At 56.0% G+C, this 13,992-nt stretch carries 15 protein-coding genes; 14 read left to right on the top strand and 1 reads right to left on the bottom strand.

The window, feature by feature from the left end:
• The first annotated feature begins 2 nt into the window (after window positions 1–2).
• The 11 genes from EXR70_03650 to EXR70_03600 all read left to right on the top strand — a co-directional run bounded on the left by EXR70_03650 (window position 3) and on the right by EXR70_03600 (window position 10,619).
• Window positions 3–2,045, top strand: a complete 2,043-nt coding sequence (locus EXR70_03650) for an NADH-quinone oxidoreductase subunit L (protein ID MSP37567.1) — start codon at window positions 3–5, stop codon at window positions 2,043–2,045.
• A 20-nt stretch (window positions 2,046–2,065) separates the two neighbouring features.
• Window positions 2,066–3,583, top strand: coding sequence for an NADH-quinone oxidoreductase subunit M (locus EXR70_03645; GenBank protein ID MSP37566.1), 1,518 nt, complete (start codon window positions 2,066–2,068; stop codon window positions 3,581–3,583).
• Window positions 3,584–3,592: 9 nt separating this feature from the next.
• A complete protein-coding gene (locus EXR70_03640; GenBank protein ID MSP37565.1) occupies window positions 3,593–5,077 on the top strand; it encodes an NADH-quinone oxidoreductase subunit N in 1,485 nt (494 codons plus the stop codon).
• Window positions 5,078–5,251: 174 nt separating this feature from the next.
• Window positions 5,252–5,839, top strand: coding sequence for an ABC transporter substrate-binding protein (locus EXR70_03635; protein MSP37564.1), 588 nt, complete (start codon window positions 5,252–5,254; stop codon window positions 5,837–5,839).
• Window positions 5,840–6,036: 197 nt separating this feature from the next.
• Window positions 6,037–6,741: a thiamine pyrophosphate-dependent dehydrogenase E1 component subunit alpha gene (locus tag EXR70_03630; protein MSP37563.1), complete on the top strand. Its 705-nt coding sequence runs from the start codon at window positions 6,037–6,039 to the stop codon at window positions 6,739–6,741.
• Entirely contained in the window at window positions 6,738–7,016 is a 279-nt protein-coding gene (locus tag EXR70_03625) for a hypothetical protein (protein MSP37562.1), read from the top strand. The genes EXR70_03630 and EXR70_03625 overlap by 4 nt, the downstream gene beginning before the upstream one ends.
• Window positions 7,017–7,050: 34 nt before the next feature.
• The gene (locus tag EXR70_03620) at window positions 7,051–8,025 is read left to right on the top strand and encodes an alpha-ketoacid dehydrogenase subunit beta (GenBank protein ID MSP37561.1); all 975 of its coding nucleotides are present in this window, start codon (window positions 7,051–7,053) and stop codon (window positions 8,023–8,025) included.
• A gap of 238 nt (window positions 8,026–8,263) precedes the next feature.
• Entirely contained in the window at window positions 8,264–9,688 is a 1,425-nt protein-coding gene (locus EXR70_03615; protein MSP37560.1) for a hypothetical protein, read from the top strand.
• A gap of 123 nt (window positions 9,689–9,811) precedes the next feature.
• Window positions 9,812–9,958: a hypothetical protein gene (locus tag EXR70_03610; GenBank protein ID MSP37559.1), complete on the top strand. Its 147-nt coding sequence runs from the start codon at window positions 9,812–9,814 to the stop codon at window positions 9,956–9,958.
• 36 nt (window positions 9,959–9,994) lie between these two features.
• Window positions 9,995–10,276, top strand: a complete 282-nt coding sequence (locus EXR70_03605; protein MSP37558.1) for a hypothetical protein — start codon at window positions 9,995–9,997, stop codon at window positions 10,274–10,276.
• 19 nt (window positions 10,277–10,295) lie between these two features.
• Window positions 10,296–10,619, top strand: coding sequence for a hypothetical protein (locus EXR70_03600; protein ID MSP37557.1), 324 nt, complete (start codon window positions 10,296–10,298; stop codon window positions 10,617–10,619).
• A gap of 26 nt (window positions 10,620–10,645) precedes the next feature.
• Here the strand turns inward: EXR70_03600 and EXR70_03595 are convergent, their stop codons facing one another.
• A complete protein-coding gene (locus tag EXR70_03595) occupies window positions 10,646–11,266 on the bottom strand; it encodes a glutathione S-transferase family protein (protein ID MSP37556.1) in 621 nt (206 codons plus the stop codon).
• A 156-nt stretch (window positions 11,267–11,422) separates the two neighbouring features.
• Between EXR70_03595 and EXR70_03590 the strand changes: the two genes are divergently transcribed.
• From EXR70_03590 to groL, 3 genes are all read left to right on the top strand, one after another.
• Entirely contained in the window at window positions 11,423–11,812 is a 390-nt protein-coding gene (locus EXR70_03590; protein MSP37555.1) for a cytochrome c, read from the top strand.
• Between the two features lie 118 nt (window positions 11,813–11,930).
• Window positions 11,931–12,221: a co-chaperone GroES gene (locus tag EXR70_03585; protein MSP37554.1), complete on the top strand. Its 291-nt coding sequence runs from the start codon at window positions 11,931–11,933 to the stop codon at window positions 12,219–12,221.
• A 16-nt stretch (window positions 12,222–12,237) separates the two neighbouring features.
• Window positions 12,238–13,860: a chaperonin GroEL gene (groL, locus tag EXR70_03580; protein ID MSP37553.1), complete on the top strand. Its 1,623-nt coding sequence runs from the start codon at window positions 12,238–12,240 to the stop codon at window positions 13,858–13,860.
• The last annotated feature ends 132 nt before the right edge of the window (window positions 13,861–13,992 follow it).

Below are 13,992 nucleotides of genomic sequence, written 5' to 3'. Positions count from 1 at the left end.
ATATGGATCATCCGATACAAACAGACTTTATCCGTTGGATCGTGTTTCTGCCGTTACTGGGCGCGATGATCAACGGCTTGCTCGGCGCCAAGATTCAAAAGTCCATGGGCAAGGGCGCCATCGCCGTTATCGCCTGCACGCCGGTCATCATCGCCTTCGGTTTGGCGGTGCACGGCTTTTTGACGCTCAAAGGGCTGGAGCCAGAAAACCGTTTTCTCATCGACAATCTTTATCGCTGGATCGATCTCGGCAGCTTGAAGATCGATATGGCGTTCATGATCGATCCGTTGTCTTCGGTGATGATCTTGGTGGTCACTGGCATCGGCGGGTTGATCCATATCTACGCTACCGGCTACATGCACGACGACAAATCGTTCTGGCGCTTCTTCGCCTATTTAAACTTGTTCATGGCGGCGATGTTGACGCTGGTGCTAGGCGACAGCTTGATGCTCTTGTTCGTCGGTTGGGAAGGCGTCGGTTTATGCTCTTACGCCTTGATCGGTTTCTGGTATCACGATCATGCCAACGCCCGCGCCGGCAACAAAGCTTTCATCGTCAACCGGGTCGGCGATTTCGGTTTCGTTCTCGGCATGTTTTTGTTGTTCTGGTCGCTCGATGCCCAGGGGCATGGCTCTTTAACCGTGCGCGAGATGGTCAAGTGGGCGCCGTCGATCAAGGATTCGCTCATCTGGGGCTGGCCCGTGGCGACCGTCGCGACGATTTTTCTCTTCATCGGCGCCGCCGGTAAGTCGGCGCAGATTCCGTTGTTCGTCTGGCTCCCCGACGCCATGGCCGGACCGACGCCGGTGAGCGCGTTGATCCACGCGGCGACCATGGTTACCGCCGGTGTATATATGACCGCGCGCATGAACGTGTTTTTTTCCATGGCCCCGGCGACGATGCAGCTCATCGCCGGGATCGGCGTCGCCACCGCGTTGGTCGCGGCGACCATCGCGCTGACGCAAAACGATATCAAAAAAGTTCTTGCCTATTCCACCGTCAGCCAGTTGGGCTATATGTTCATCGGCGTCGGCGTCGGCGGCTATGCGGCGGCGGTATTCCATTTAATGACTCACGCTTTTTTCAAGGCTTGTCTGTTCCTCGGCGCCGGCAGCGTGATCCACGCCATGCATCACGAGCAGGACATGCGCAAAATGGGCGGCTTGAAAAAATGGATGCCGTTTACCTTCACCACATTCTTCATTTCCGTGCTCGCCATCGCCGGCTTTCCGCCCTTCGCGGGCTTCTTCTCCAAGGACGAAATTCTTTGGCTGGCGTTCACCAGCGAACATGGCAACAAACTGGTTTGGTTTTTAGCGCTGTGCGGCGCCGGCATGACGGCTTTCTATATGTTCCGCCAATTGTTCATGACTTTTTTCGGCGAGTGTCGCGCCGATCATCACACTCAAGAACATTTGCATGAATCCCCCTCTGTGATGACCTTGCCGCTGGTGCTTCTCGCCATCGGCGCGGTGTTCGCCGGCTTTCTCGGATTGCCCGGCGTGCTCGGCGGCAGTCAGTTCGCCCACTGGCTCGAACCGGTGATTCACGCTCATGAAGAAGGCCACGCTTCCCACGCTCTCGAATGGGGATTGATGGGCGTGTCGGTGGCGGTAGCGTCGTTCGGCGTGTTGATCGCCTATCTGATGTACCGCAAAGAATCCCTGTCGCCGGATACCTTTGTCAATCTCGCCGGCGGTGCGCCCTATCGTTTGTTCAACGGCAAATGGTTTTTCGACGAGATTTACCAAACGATTTTCGTCAACGCGACTTTGTTATTAGCGCGCTTCCTGTCCGCCTTCGACGCCTACATCGTCGACGGCATCGTCAATGGCGTGGCGTCGGTGACCCGCTTTGTTTCCTGGCTCAATGGTTTGTTCGATGCCTATATCATCGACGGCCTGGTCAACGCGGTGGCCAACGTTTCGTACTGGGCCGGCAACAAGTTGCGCCGCCTGCAGACGGGAAATATCAACGGCTATCTGTTTGTCATATTGATCGCGATGGCATTCGCCATCTATGTGAAGGTCCATTACTGGAGCTGATTTTGGGGAGATTGTAGAAGATGGATAACGTCCTTACTTACATGACCTTTATCCCGCTGGCGGGGGCGGTGGTGGTCTTGATCCTGCCGAACAATGCCAAGCTGGTCCGTTGGTTTGCCGCCGCGGTGACCGTGCCGCCATTGATCATGGCGGTGTGGCTGTTCAATCATTTCGATCGCACAACCTCCAGTTTTCAATTCGTCGAAGGCTACGAATGGATTCCCGCTTACAACATTAAATACATCATGGGCGTCGACGGCCTCAGCATCTCCATGGTGCTGTTGACCGCATTGCTAAGTTTTATTTGTATCTTCGCGTCCTTTGGCATCGACAAAGCGGTGAAGGGCTACTTCTCGCTGTTTCTTATGCTCGATGCCGGCATGATGGGCGTGTTTTGCGCCCTCGATTTTTTTCTTTTCTATGTTTTTTGGGAAATGATGCTGTTGCCGATGTATTTTCTCATCGGCATCTGGGGCGGGCCGCGCCGCGAATACGCCGCGATCAAATTTTTTCTCTACACTCTGTTCGGCAGCGTCTTGATGCTACTGGCGATTCTCGCGCTTTACTTCACCGTCGAGCCGCATACTTTCGACATGCGCATACTCATGTCCGAAGCGAGTAAGTACAGCAGTAAGCCGTTGGCGATGTGGCCCTTCAATCTCTGGGGCTGGGGCTTTCAACATGTCATTTGGATGGCGCTGTTTATCGGCTTCGCCATCAAGATTCCGGCCTTTCCGTTTCATACTTGGTTGCCCGACGCCCATGTCGAAGCGCCGACGGCGATCTCGGTCATTCTTGCCGGCGTGCTTTTGAAGATGGGCACCTACGGCATCCTGCGCGTCAACTTTCCGATGTTGCCGGTGGCGACGGCGGATTTGGCCTACTGGTTTCTCGGCGCCTTGGGCGCTTGGAACATCATTTACGGCGCGCTCTGCGCCATGGCGCAGAAGGATTTAAAAAAACTCGTCGCCTATTCCAGCGTCAGCCACATGGGCTACGTCATGCTCGGCATGGCGAGTTTCACCACCCAAGGTTTGAACGGCGCAGTGTTACAGATGTTCAACCACGGCACCATCACCGGCATGTTGTTCTTGCTGGTCGGCGTGGTCTACGACCGCGCGCATCATCGCGAGATCGAAGGCTTTGGCGGCTTGGCGGCGATCATGCCGGTCTACACCGGCGCCACCGCGTTGGCATTCTTCGCGTCTATGGGTTTGCCCGGCCTTTCCGGTTTTATCTCCGAAGTATTGATTCTACTCGGCGTCTGGCAAAAATATCCGGTGCTGACAATTCTCGGCGCCAGCGGCGTCGTGCTCACCGCTGGCTATTTGCTCTGGACGATTCAGCGCGTTTACCTGGGACCGCCCAACGAGAAGTATTTAAAAATGGCCGACATCAACGGCCGGGAGATTTTTACCTTAGTGCCGTTGGGGATCATCGTGATTATCGTCGGTATCTACCCCGGCGTGGTCTTGGATCTGTTGCGCGTATCCCTCGACCATATCAACGCCATTGTCTTGCCGCATTTGCATAGTTAACCATAAGCCATGGATCTGAAAAACGTCGCCAGCCTGACATTTTTTTTGCCCGAGATTATTATTTCGGTCGCGATTCTGCTTTTGATCGTGCTAGATCTGATCGCCCAGAACAAGCGCAGTCTGGCGTTGATCGCGGTGGCCGCCTGCGTCGGCGCGTTAGTCGCGACCTTCGATCTCTACAGCGCCCAGCCGGCTTTGCTGTTTCATCGCATGATGGTGCTCGACAACTTCAGTCTGTTCTTCAAAGTGTTCGCCTTGTCCGCGGCGATTCTGTGCATCTGGATGTCGCTCGGCAGCAACGAGATCAAAACCGTCCATCAAGGCGAGTATTACACTCTGCTGTTGACCTGCACCTTGGGCATGTTCTTCATGGCGTCGTCGAGCAATTTGCTGATGGCCTATCTGTCGTTGGAACTTGTCAGTCTCACATCCTACGTGCTCACCGGCTTCTTGCCCCATAACCGGCGCTCCAGCGAAGCGGCGTTGAAGTATTTGATTTACGGCGGCGTCGCCTCGGGCACGATGATCTACGGCATGAGCTGGATCTTCGGCATGACCGGCAGCTTGGACTACGGCGCGATTCAAACCGCGCTGGGCGAAAATACTTATAACAAAGCCGCGCTGTTCATGGCCTTTGTTTTCATCATGGCCGGCTTCGGTTACAAAATCGTCTTCGTGCCGTTTCATATGTGGTCGCCGGATATCTATCAGGGCGCGCCGACGCCGTTCACCGCCTTTTTGTCGGTGGCTTCCAACGCCGCCGGCATGGCGATCATGATCCGGTTTTTCTTTCCCGGCGTGTCGCGCATGCTGCCGGGCGGCGATTGGACGACGCTCGCCGGCGTCGAATGGCCCCAGGTGTTATTGTTCTTGAGCATGGTCACCATGACTGTGGGCAATTTCTGCGCCCTCAACCAACGCAACGTCAAACGCATGCTCGCCTACTCGGGTATCGCTCACGCCGGCTACATGATGATGGGCTTGGCGATCCTCAACAATGAAGGCTTGCAGGCGGTGTTGTTCTACATCGTGGTTTACATGATCATGAACGTCGGCGCATTTCTGGTCGTCGGCATGGTCGCCAACGTCACCGGCGACGAAGATTTAGAAAACTATCGCGGCCTGGCCTGGCGCGGCGCCGTCGTGCCGGCGGTTTGTTTGGCGATATTTCTCTTCTCGCTGACCGGCCTGCCGCCATTTGCCGGTTTCATCGGCAAGTTTTTTCTCTTCTCCGCCGTGGTGCGCCAGGGCGGCGCCTTCGCCGTGCTCGCCGTGGTCGCGGCGCTCAACAGCGTGGTGTCGCTTTATTACTACGCGAAAATCATCAAGACCATGTTTCTCGATCAGCCCGATCCCGAGGCTAAACCCTTCGCCGTCGCGCTCTATGATTATTCGTTGATGATTCCGCTCACCGTGCTGACGTTAGTCTTGGGTCTTTATTTCGCACCGTTGGCGCAGTACACCAGCCAATCCCTGCGCTTCTTCGTCAAATAGTTTTCCGCTGTTTCGTTTTCACTGTTCAAGTTTCACCCGTCGCCTCCCGGCCGCGGCCATCTCACTATCCCGTGCTGGGAGAATTGAGTAGTTTGGTGCATTCCGCTCTCAATCTGCGGCTATCGACGCTTGGCCCTGAGATTGCGCTTTAACGCGTTGTCTTAGGAGGCCGCCATGGGACATCTTTTAGTTCGCTATTTGCCGGTGTTTTTCTTAGCCATTAGTTTGGCGCCGGCATTTGCCAGCTCGCCCACCGAACAGATTCAGGAAACCATCCAGCAGGTGCTGACCGTGGTCAACGATTCCGGCCAGAGCGACGACACGAGCCGCAAACGGCAACTGCGCGAAACCCTCATGCCGCGCTTCGATTGGAGCGAGATGGCCAAGCAAACCTTGGGCAAACATTGGGACGCGGCTCATTCCCGACAAGGTGAATTCATCGCAGCGCTGGCCGAATTCCTCGGCAACTCCTACATCGGCAAGATCGGCGCCTTCAAGGATGAGAAGATTATTTATCTCAACGAAACGGTGGAGCGCGACGAGGCCCAAGTGAGAACCAGAATTGTCTCGAGCAAAGGCGGACCGACGGCGGTCACCTACCGGCTCCATCGGGTCGACGGCGAGTGGAAAATTTACGACGTGGCGGTGGAAGATATCAGCCTTGTCGCAAACTACCGCTCGCAGTTCAGCCGCATTCTCTCCAGGGGCGGCTTCGACGATCTGCTACGCCAGCTGAAAGAGAAAGAATTGACTAGCAAGTAATAAGCGCATTCTTTTTTCACCATTTTCCATTCGCCGCCGGTCCAACCTCATTGGGTCTAGTTCTCATTGCTTTCGTCAACGTGTTTCACTCACGCTAACCTCGTCGCTAACCTTGACAACTCGCGCCTGGACAAATAACTAGGAGCGAGATTGTTACCCGTTGTTGAATTACCATTCACGCGCATCACGGAGGTTCGATGTTGGATACGGCGAAACGCAAAGCGATGCTCAAGCAGATGATCTTGCTGCGCGCCTTCGAGGAAAAACTCGAAGATCTTTACCAGCGTAAAGCGATGTTCGGCAGTACGCATTCCTATCGCGGCCAGGAAGCGATTGCGGTGGGGGTTTGCTCGGCGGTGCAATCGAGCGATTTGATCGCCAGCTATCATCGCGGCACCGGCCATTTGATCGCCAAGGGCGCCGATTTGTACACGCTCTTGTGCGAATGCATGGGACGCGCCGACGGCTATTCCAAAGGGCGCGGCGGCAAGATGCATATGGGCGACATGGCTTTCGGCTTCATCGGCAACACCGGCACGGTGGGCGGCACGGTGCCGACCGCCACCGGCGCGGCGCTGTCGGCGAAAGTGCGCGGTTCGAAAGAAGTCGTTGTCAGTTTTTTCGGCGACGGCGCGGCCAACCAAGGCGTCGTGCATGAGGCGATGAATATGGCCGGCCTGTGGAAGCTGCCGGTGATTTACGTCTGCGAGAATAACCAGTACGCGATGACGGTGAGTTTTGAGAAAAGCACCGCGGTCAAACAATATTCCGTGCGCGGCGCCGCCTACGGTTTCAAAGGTAAAACCATCGACGGCAACGATGTTGAAGCGGTGTACGCAGCGACCGAGCAGGCGGCGGCGAAAGGGCGCAACGGCGACGCGCAACGTTTTTGGAATGCATGACCTACCGGTGGGACGGCCACTTCGGCGGCGATCCGGGAACCGCTTATCGCACCAAGGAAGAAATTGAATCGTGGAAGCTAAAGTGTCCGATCAAACGGCTCAAAGAAAAGTTGATCGCTGAAGGTCACTTGACCGAAGTTGAGTATCAACAAATGTCTGACGAAGTGTACGCCGATCTTGAGGCCATCGCCAAGCGCGCCGAGGCGGCGCCGCTGCCCAAGAAAGAAGTCGATCTCGCTTCGATCTACGCGCCGCTGGAGGTGAGTCATGGCTAATCCAACCGCGGCACCAGCGACCAAAGAGCTGCGCATGCAGGAAGCGCTGCGCGAGGCGCTTCGTTTCGAGATGGCGCGCGACGAGCGCGTGTTTGTCATGGGCGAAGATGTCGGACTGTTTGGCGGGGCCTACGGCGTGACCAAAGGTTTTGTCCAAGAGTTCGGTGAAAAGCGCGTGCTCGATACGCCGATCTCCGAATCGGCGATTGTCGGCCTCGCCATCGGCTCGGCGATCAACGGCATGCGCCCGGTGGTGGAAATTCAGTTCGCCGATTTGCTGCCGTTGGCGATGGATCAGTTGGCCTCCCACGGCGCGCGCTATCATTACATGACCGGTGGGCGCGTGAATGTCCCGATGGTGATCCGCACCAAGTTCGCTACCTGCGCCGGCGGCGGGCCGAGCCATTCGAGTTGTAATCATGGCGCCTTCATTCATTTCCCCGGTTTGAAAATCGCCATGCCGACCACGCCGGCGGACGCCAAAGGCATGATGCTATCGGCGATCCGCGATCCCAACCCGGTGCTGTTCTTCGAAAGTCATCATCTCTACGGCGTGCGCGGTCCGGTGCCCGAAGGCGACTACACCGTGCCGATCGGCAAAGCGGTGGTGCGGCGCGCCGGTAAAGATTTAACCATCGTCACTTGCGGCGGCATGGTGTTGAAAGCCGATGCGGCCGCTGAACAACTTAAAGCCAAAGGCATCGACATCGAGATCGTCGATCTGCGTTCTTTGGCGCCGTTGGACAAAGACGCGATTCTAACTTCCGTCGCCAAAACTAAACGCGCCTTGGTTCTCGACGAAGGGCCGCTGATCGGCGGCCTGTCCGCCGAGCTCGCCGCGCTGATCCAAGAAAACTTATTTTCCGATCTCAAAGGCCCGGTGGTGCGCATCGCCGCGCAACCGATTCCGCCGCCGCATAGCCCGCCGCTGGTCGACGCGATGATTCCCGATGTCGATCAAGTTGTCGATGCGGTGATGCGTTTGGCCGAGGGCGGAAAGATCGCGTAAAAAATATTCGCTCTTAATTGTTCTTCTAACGCGCAGCCGAGTTTAGCAAAAACTCGCTGCGCGTTGCTGTTTCTGGAGTCTTCGATACGCGCCGCGCTGGCTGATATGCCCGCTTCAATGTTAGAAATTTACTGAACCCCCTTTCCGCCACAAGTTTACGAAGCTGACCAAATCAAGTTTGCTCGCCCAGGAATCAGGTGTTAGCGTGATTGATAAGCCAAAAGTTCAGGACGTGCCCATGAAAATTGGTACATTCAATTTTACCTGGCCGCTTGCCAGCGCCAAGCTAACCACCCGTTTCGCGATCCAGAGCTTTCTTTGCATCGGCATCATGACCGTGGCGTTATGGTATATCGTGTCGAATTACATGATCAGCCAGATGTTGCGGCGGGAATGGGAAACCCTCGCCCAAGTGATCGCGGCGGATGTCAAAGAATATCTGACCGAAGAGGACTTTACGACCAAAGACCGCAAGTCAGTCGGACCAAAATTCGTCACGCTGCTCGATCACGTGAAATTGATTCCCGACATCGTTCGGTTCAAGGTTTTCAATACCAAGAGCGTGGTCATTTGGTCGGACGACAAACGCTTGGTGGGCAAGGCGTTTCCTGAAAACGAAGAACTGCGCAAGGCGTTGCGCGGCGAAGTCGTCGCGGATATGAGTTCGCTGGCAAAGAAGGAAAACCAGTTCGAACAGGGATCGTATGAGCGCCTGGTCGAAGTCTACATTCCGGTTTACAAAGACGATCAGAAAAAAGAATTGTTAGGGATCTTTGAAACCTACAAACGCGCCGACCGGATTTACGCGGACATTGGCAATGCGCGTATGGTGGTGTTGCTCGGTGCGTTGGGTGGCGGTTTGCTCTTGTATATTTCCTTGTTCGCGATCGTGCGCCAGGCCGGGCGTAAGATCGACGAGCAGCAGGAAAATTTGCTCAGGATGCAATCCGAGTTGGTGGCCTCTCAGCGCATGGCGGCGGTGGGCGAGATGGCGGCAGCAGTGGCGCACGGCATCGGCAACCCGCTGTCGTCGATCCGCGCCGCGGCGCAGGTGGCGATGCTGGATGCTACAGCCGAGTCCGATCCCGAACATACGCAAAAAACCAGCGCCAATCTGAAAAATATCATGGAGCAAGTCGATCGGGTGCAAAAGCGCATGCAAGGACTGCTCAACTTCGCCAAACCGATGGAGCCCAGATTGGCGCCGGTGGCGTTGAATGTTTTGCTTCGCGAAGTGGTTGAAACCTTGCGTCCAAGATTCACCGAGTTGACGGTGGAGGCGAAATTGGAATTGGCAACGAACATTCCCAAGGTGAATCTCGACGCCAATCAAGCGGAGCAGATTTTCATGGGACTGATCACCAATGCACTGGAAGCGACGCCGAAAAACGGCAGCGTCACGGTTCGCACTAAAGCGATCCCAGGCAACGGCTCATCGCCCAGCGTGGAAGTTTCAGTCGAAGACACCGGCGAAGGCATTCCGGTGGAGAATCGGCAGAAGGTTTTCGAGCCTTTTTTTACCACCAAATCCCACGGCACCGGCATCGGTTTGCCGCTGGCGAAAAAATTCGTTGAGCGCAATGGCGGCATGATCGTGATCTCCGATGGGCGGTCCGGCGGCGCCAAAATCGACGTGCAGTTTCCCTGGCAGCCGAGTAATTGATCCATGACTCATTCCATCTTGGTGGTTGACGACGAGTAGGTGCGAGCTGGCGCCATGGGCGATTACTTGGGGCACTAGGGCAAAGCCGTCAATGGCAAATCCAGCGGCGCAGAAGCGCCGGCGATTTTGATCACCGGTGAAACCGGCATCGGCAAAGAATTGGTCGCGCGCGCGATTCATGCGCGCAGCGCGCGGGCCAAGAAACCGTTCGTTGAAATCAATTGCGCGGCGATCCCGATCAACTTGCTCGAAGCCGAGCTGTTCGGCTAAGAGAAGGGCGCCTTCACCGACGCCAAGTCGGCGAAGATCGGCTTGTTCGAAGCGGCCGACGGCGGCACGCTGTTTCTCGACGAAATCGGCTCGTTGGATCTCGGCTTGCAAGCCAAATTGCTCAAGGCGATCGAAGAAAAATCGCTGCGCCGGTTGGGCAGCGTGCAAACCCGCCAGTTCGGAATCATGCTGATCGCCGCCGCCAATCAGCCGTTGGAGAAAGCGATTCAAGAAAAAACCTTTCGCGAAGATCTGTACTACCGGCTCAAGGTCCTGGAAATTCATTTGCCGCCGCTACGCGAGCGCGACGATCACTAGTTACAAGTGGCCGGGCAACGTGCGCGAGCTCAGCAACGTGATCGAACGCGCGGTGTTGCTCAAGGCGGGAACGCAAATCGAGCCCAGCGATCTGGCGCTCGGTCCGATGGCTTCGGCGGAAGCGCCGAACGCCGCCAGGGCGGGCGATCCGACGATAGCGATCAATCTCTCCAAAGGGATTGTCCTCGAAGAAATCGAGCGAAGGATTATTGAAACCGTGCTGACGCGCACTGGCTGGAACCGCACCCGCGCCGCGCAGTTGCTCGGTCTATCGCGCGAGACGCTGCGTTATCGCATCGAAAAGCACAAGCTTGCGGCGCCCAGCTATAGCCCAGATTGTTAACCGATATGATTTTGGTAGGCTGCCGATCAAGTGACCGGAATCATGATGTGAGTCTGATAAGGCTTGCGTTGCGTCAAACCCCCGTACCAATTCTCAAGCTTCGGCTGCTTGGGCCGTTCGATCGGCAGATTGAACCAGCGGTAGGCCCAGACGCCGAGCGGAATATCGCCCAAAGTAAACTCCTCAGCGCCGAGAAATCGAGTCTTGGCTAATTGATCTTCGACCATCTGCCAGGCATGGGCGGTTTTATCCGTGGCGCTTTTGATCACTTGGGGATCGCGCTTTTCCGGCGCTGTGCGCACGGTGGCGAAAAATAGCGGCACGATGGTCGGATTGAACACCGACAGTTGCCAATCCATCCAGCGATTGGCTTGCGCCATGCCTTCCGGCGTGCTCGGCAATAACTTGCCCTGGCCATATTTAGCGTTGAGATAGCGCATGATGCTGTTAGATTCCCAGAGCACGAAGTCGCCGTCTTTGATGGTTGGCACGAGCCCGTTGGGATTCATGGCGAGATATTCAGCGTCTTTGTTACCGCCGAATTTGCCACCCCAATCTTGGCGCTCGAATGGGATTCCCAGTTCGCCGCAGCACCATAATACCTTTTGCACGTTGGATGAATCGGTTCTGCCCCAGATCTTGATCATGATGCCTCCCCAAATTATTCGCCTTTGATAGCTGTATTTATCATTGTTTGCGTCTAAGCGGTAGGGTTTGTTGGCGCTCCGGGGCGCGTCTGTCGTTTCACTGTGGAATCTGCTAGGAAAGATCGATTATTACCATTCCGAAGGGTGATTTTAAGAATGCATCACGCGGCGCGCTTAGTCTTTGTAGCGATGTTCACGGCTCTTTTCCAACCCAGCCTGGCGGCGGCGCAGAGCCAAGCCGAAGGTAAGAACCTTTACAGCGCCTACTGCGTGATCTGCCACGGCGATCAAGGTAAGGGCGACGGCGCGGGGGCCAAAGCCTTGCCACAAAAGCCGGCCGATCACACCGACGGCGCGGTGATGAATCAGTTGAGCGATAAGTTTCTCTTCGACGTAATTTCCAAGGGCGGCGGTGCGGTCGGCAAGTCGACCTTCATGCCCTCATGGGGCGCGGCGCTCAACGAAAAACAGATCCGCGACATCGTCGCGTTCCTGCGAACCATCGCTGCGCCTGCCTATAAAGCCGAAATCCCGGTTAAGAAGTGATATATTCCTAATTTTCTTGCGCCAAGGCCTTGACGATTGGCGTTTCGAGAATTAGCTTTCCGCATCCAATAAATTCGTTGGGTTAATAAACTTACGTTCTATTTGAGGAGGGTGTTTTATGGCGACCAAGATTCGTCCCCTACATGATAGGGTGATCGTGAAGCGCATCGCGGAGGAGGAGAAGAGCAAAGGAGGGATCATCATCCCGGATACTGCCAAAGAGAAGCCGCAAGAAGGCAAAGTCGTGGCGGCGGGCCCGGGCCGATTCGATGACGGGAAGCTCATCCCTCTTGGGGTTAAAACGGGAGACAAGATCCTATTTGGCAAATACTCCGGTACGGAGATTAAACTGGACGGCGAGGAACATCTGATCATGCGTGAAGAAGATATCCTCGGCGTAATCGAATAAGGAGGCATAGAAAATCATGGCTGCAAAGGAAATTCGTTTCGGCGAAGATGCGCGCGGCAGGGTGCTGCGCGGGGTAAATTTATTGGCGGACGCGGTAACGGTCACCCTCGGACCTAAAGGACGCAATGTCGTTCTGGAAAAGTCCTGGGGCTCGCCGACGGTGACCAAGGACGGCGTGTCGGTTGCCAAGGAAATCCAGCTCGAAGATAAATTCGAAAACATGGGCGCGCAGATGGTCAAAGAGGTCGCCAGCAAGACCTCCGATTTAGCCGGCGACGGTACCACCACAGCGACGGTTTTGGCGCGGGCGATTTTTAGCGAAGGCTTGAAGCTGGTCGCCGCCGGACATGACCCGATGAGCATCAAGCGCGGCATAGATAAAGCCGTTGCCAAGATCGTCGAAGAGCTAAAATCGCTCTCCAAACCGACCCGCGATCGCGATGAGATCGCTCAAGTCGGAACCATCTCCGCCAACAATGATAAAGCGATCGGCGCGATTCTCGCCGAAGCGATGGACAAGGTCGGCAAAGAAGGCGTGATCACCGTCGAAGAAGCCAAGGGTTTGGAAACCACTCTCGACCTCGTCGAAGGCATGCGTTTCGACCGCGGTTATCTCTCGCCCTACATGGTAACCGATCCCGAGCGCATGGAGTGCGTCTACGAAGATTGCTACCTGCTGATCAACGAGAAGAAGATTTCCAGCATGAAAGACTTGCTGCCGGTGCTCGAGGCGGTGGCCAAGACCGGTAAGCCTTTGTTGATCATCGCCGAAGAAGTCGAAGGCGAAGCGTTGGCGACGTTGGTGGTCAACAAGATTCGCGGCACGATCAAGGTCGTCGCCGTCAAAGCGCCGGGCTTTGGCGATCGGCGCAAGGCGATGCTCGAAGACATCGCGATCCTCACCGAAGGCAAGATGATCGCCGAAGAGTTGGGCATTAAATTAGAAAACATCACCGCCAAGGATCTTGGTCGGGCCAAACGGGTGATTATCGACAAGGATAATACCACGATCGTTGAAGGCGCTGGCAAGAAGTCGGCGATCGAAGGGCGCATCACCCAGATCCGCGCGCAAATCGAAGAGACCACTTCCGATTACGACCGTGAGAAGCTGCAAGAGCGCCTGGCGAAACTCGCCGGCGGCGTTGCCGTGGTCAAGGTCGGCGCGGCCACTGAAATCGAAATGAAAGAGAAAAAGGCCCGCGTCGAAGACGCGCTGCACGCGACTCGCGCGGCGGTCGAAGAGGGCATCGTCCCTGGCGGCGGTGTGGCTCTAGTGCGCGCTTCCGGCGTGCTCGCCAACATGCGCGTTTCCGACGACGAAAAAGTCGGCGTGCGAATCATTCAAAAGGCGGTGCAAGAACCGCTGCGTTGGATCGCCGATAACGCCGGCGCCGACGGCTCGGTGGTGCTCGACAAAGTCAGAAGCGGCAAGAGTGCATTTGGCTTCAACGCGGCCACCGAAGAATACGAAGACCTGGTCAAGGCCGGCATCGTCGACCCGACCAAGGTTGTGCGCGTCGCGCTGCAGAATGCCGCGTCGGTTGCCGGCATGTTGCTGACCACCGAAGCGATGATCGCGGACAAACCGGAGAAGAAAAAAGACGGTCCGGCGATGGGCCACGATCACGAAGATTTCTAAATATCGTTGTGATTAGAGCAAAAAAGGCGCTTGGGAAACCAAGCGCCTTTTTTTATGCCGGCAGAGTCTGGATCGAGAATTCAATCGCAACGAGAAGGGGAAGCGAAGGCTTCCCCTTCTCACGGTTATGCC

The organism is Deltaproteobacteria bacterium (assembly GCA_009692615.1).
Taxonomy (GTDB): domain Bacteria; phylum Desulfobacterota; class Binatia; order UBA9968; family UBA9968; genus DP-20.
The sequence above is the reverse complement of the archived record's forward strand: the minus strand, read 5'-3'. Positions and strand labels throughout refer to the sequence as shown.

Bases quoted from the DNA above. Each gene is read 5' to 3' on its own strand.
- EXR70_03650 (MSP37567.1), top strand. From the start codon at position 3: ATGGATCATCCGATACAAACAGACTTTATCCGTTGGATCGTGTTTCTG.
- EXR70_03645 (MSP37566.1), top strand. From the start codon at position 2,066: ATGGATAACGTCCTTACTTACATGACCTTTATCCCGCTGGCGGGGGCG.
- EXR70_03640 (MSP37565.1), top strand. From the start codon at position 3,593: ATGGATCTGAAAAACGTCGCCAGCCTGACATTTTTTTTGCCCGAGATT.
- EXR70_03635 (MSP37564.1), top strand. From the start codon at position 5,252: ATGGGACATCTTTTAGTTCGCTATTTGCCGGTGTTTTTCTTAGCCATT.
- EXR70_03630 (MSP37563.1), top strand. From the start codon at position 6,037: ATGTTGGATACGGCGAAACGCAAAGCGATGCTCAAGCAGATGATCTTG.
- EXR70_03625 (MSP37562.1), top strand. From the start codon at position 6,738: ATGACCTACCGGTGGGACGGCCACTTCGGCGGCGATCCGGGAACCGCT.
- EXR70_03620 (MSP37561.1), top strand. From the start codon at position 7,051: ATGCAGGAAGCGCTGCGCGAGGCGCTTCGTTTCGAGATGGCGCGCGAC.
- EXR70_03615 (MSP37560.1), top strand. From the start codon at position 8,264: ATGAAAATTGGTACATTCAATTTTACCTGGCCGCTTGCCAGCGCCAAG.
- EXR70_03595 (MSP37556.1), bottom strand. From the start codon at position 11,266: ATGATCAAGATCTGGGGCAGAACCGATTCATCCAACGTGCAAAAGGTA.
- EXR70_03590 (MSP37555.1), top strand. From the start codon at position 11,423: ATGCATCACGCGGCGCGCTTAGTCTTTGTAGCGATGTTCACGGCTCTT.
- EXR70_03585 (MSP37554.1), top strand. From the start codon at position 11,931: ATGGCGACCAAGATTCGTCCCCTACATGATAGGGTGATCGTGAAGCGC.
- groL (MSP37553.1), top strand. From the start codon at position 12,238: ATGGCTGCAAAGGAAATTCGTTTCGGCGAAGATGCGCGCGGCAGGGTG.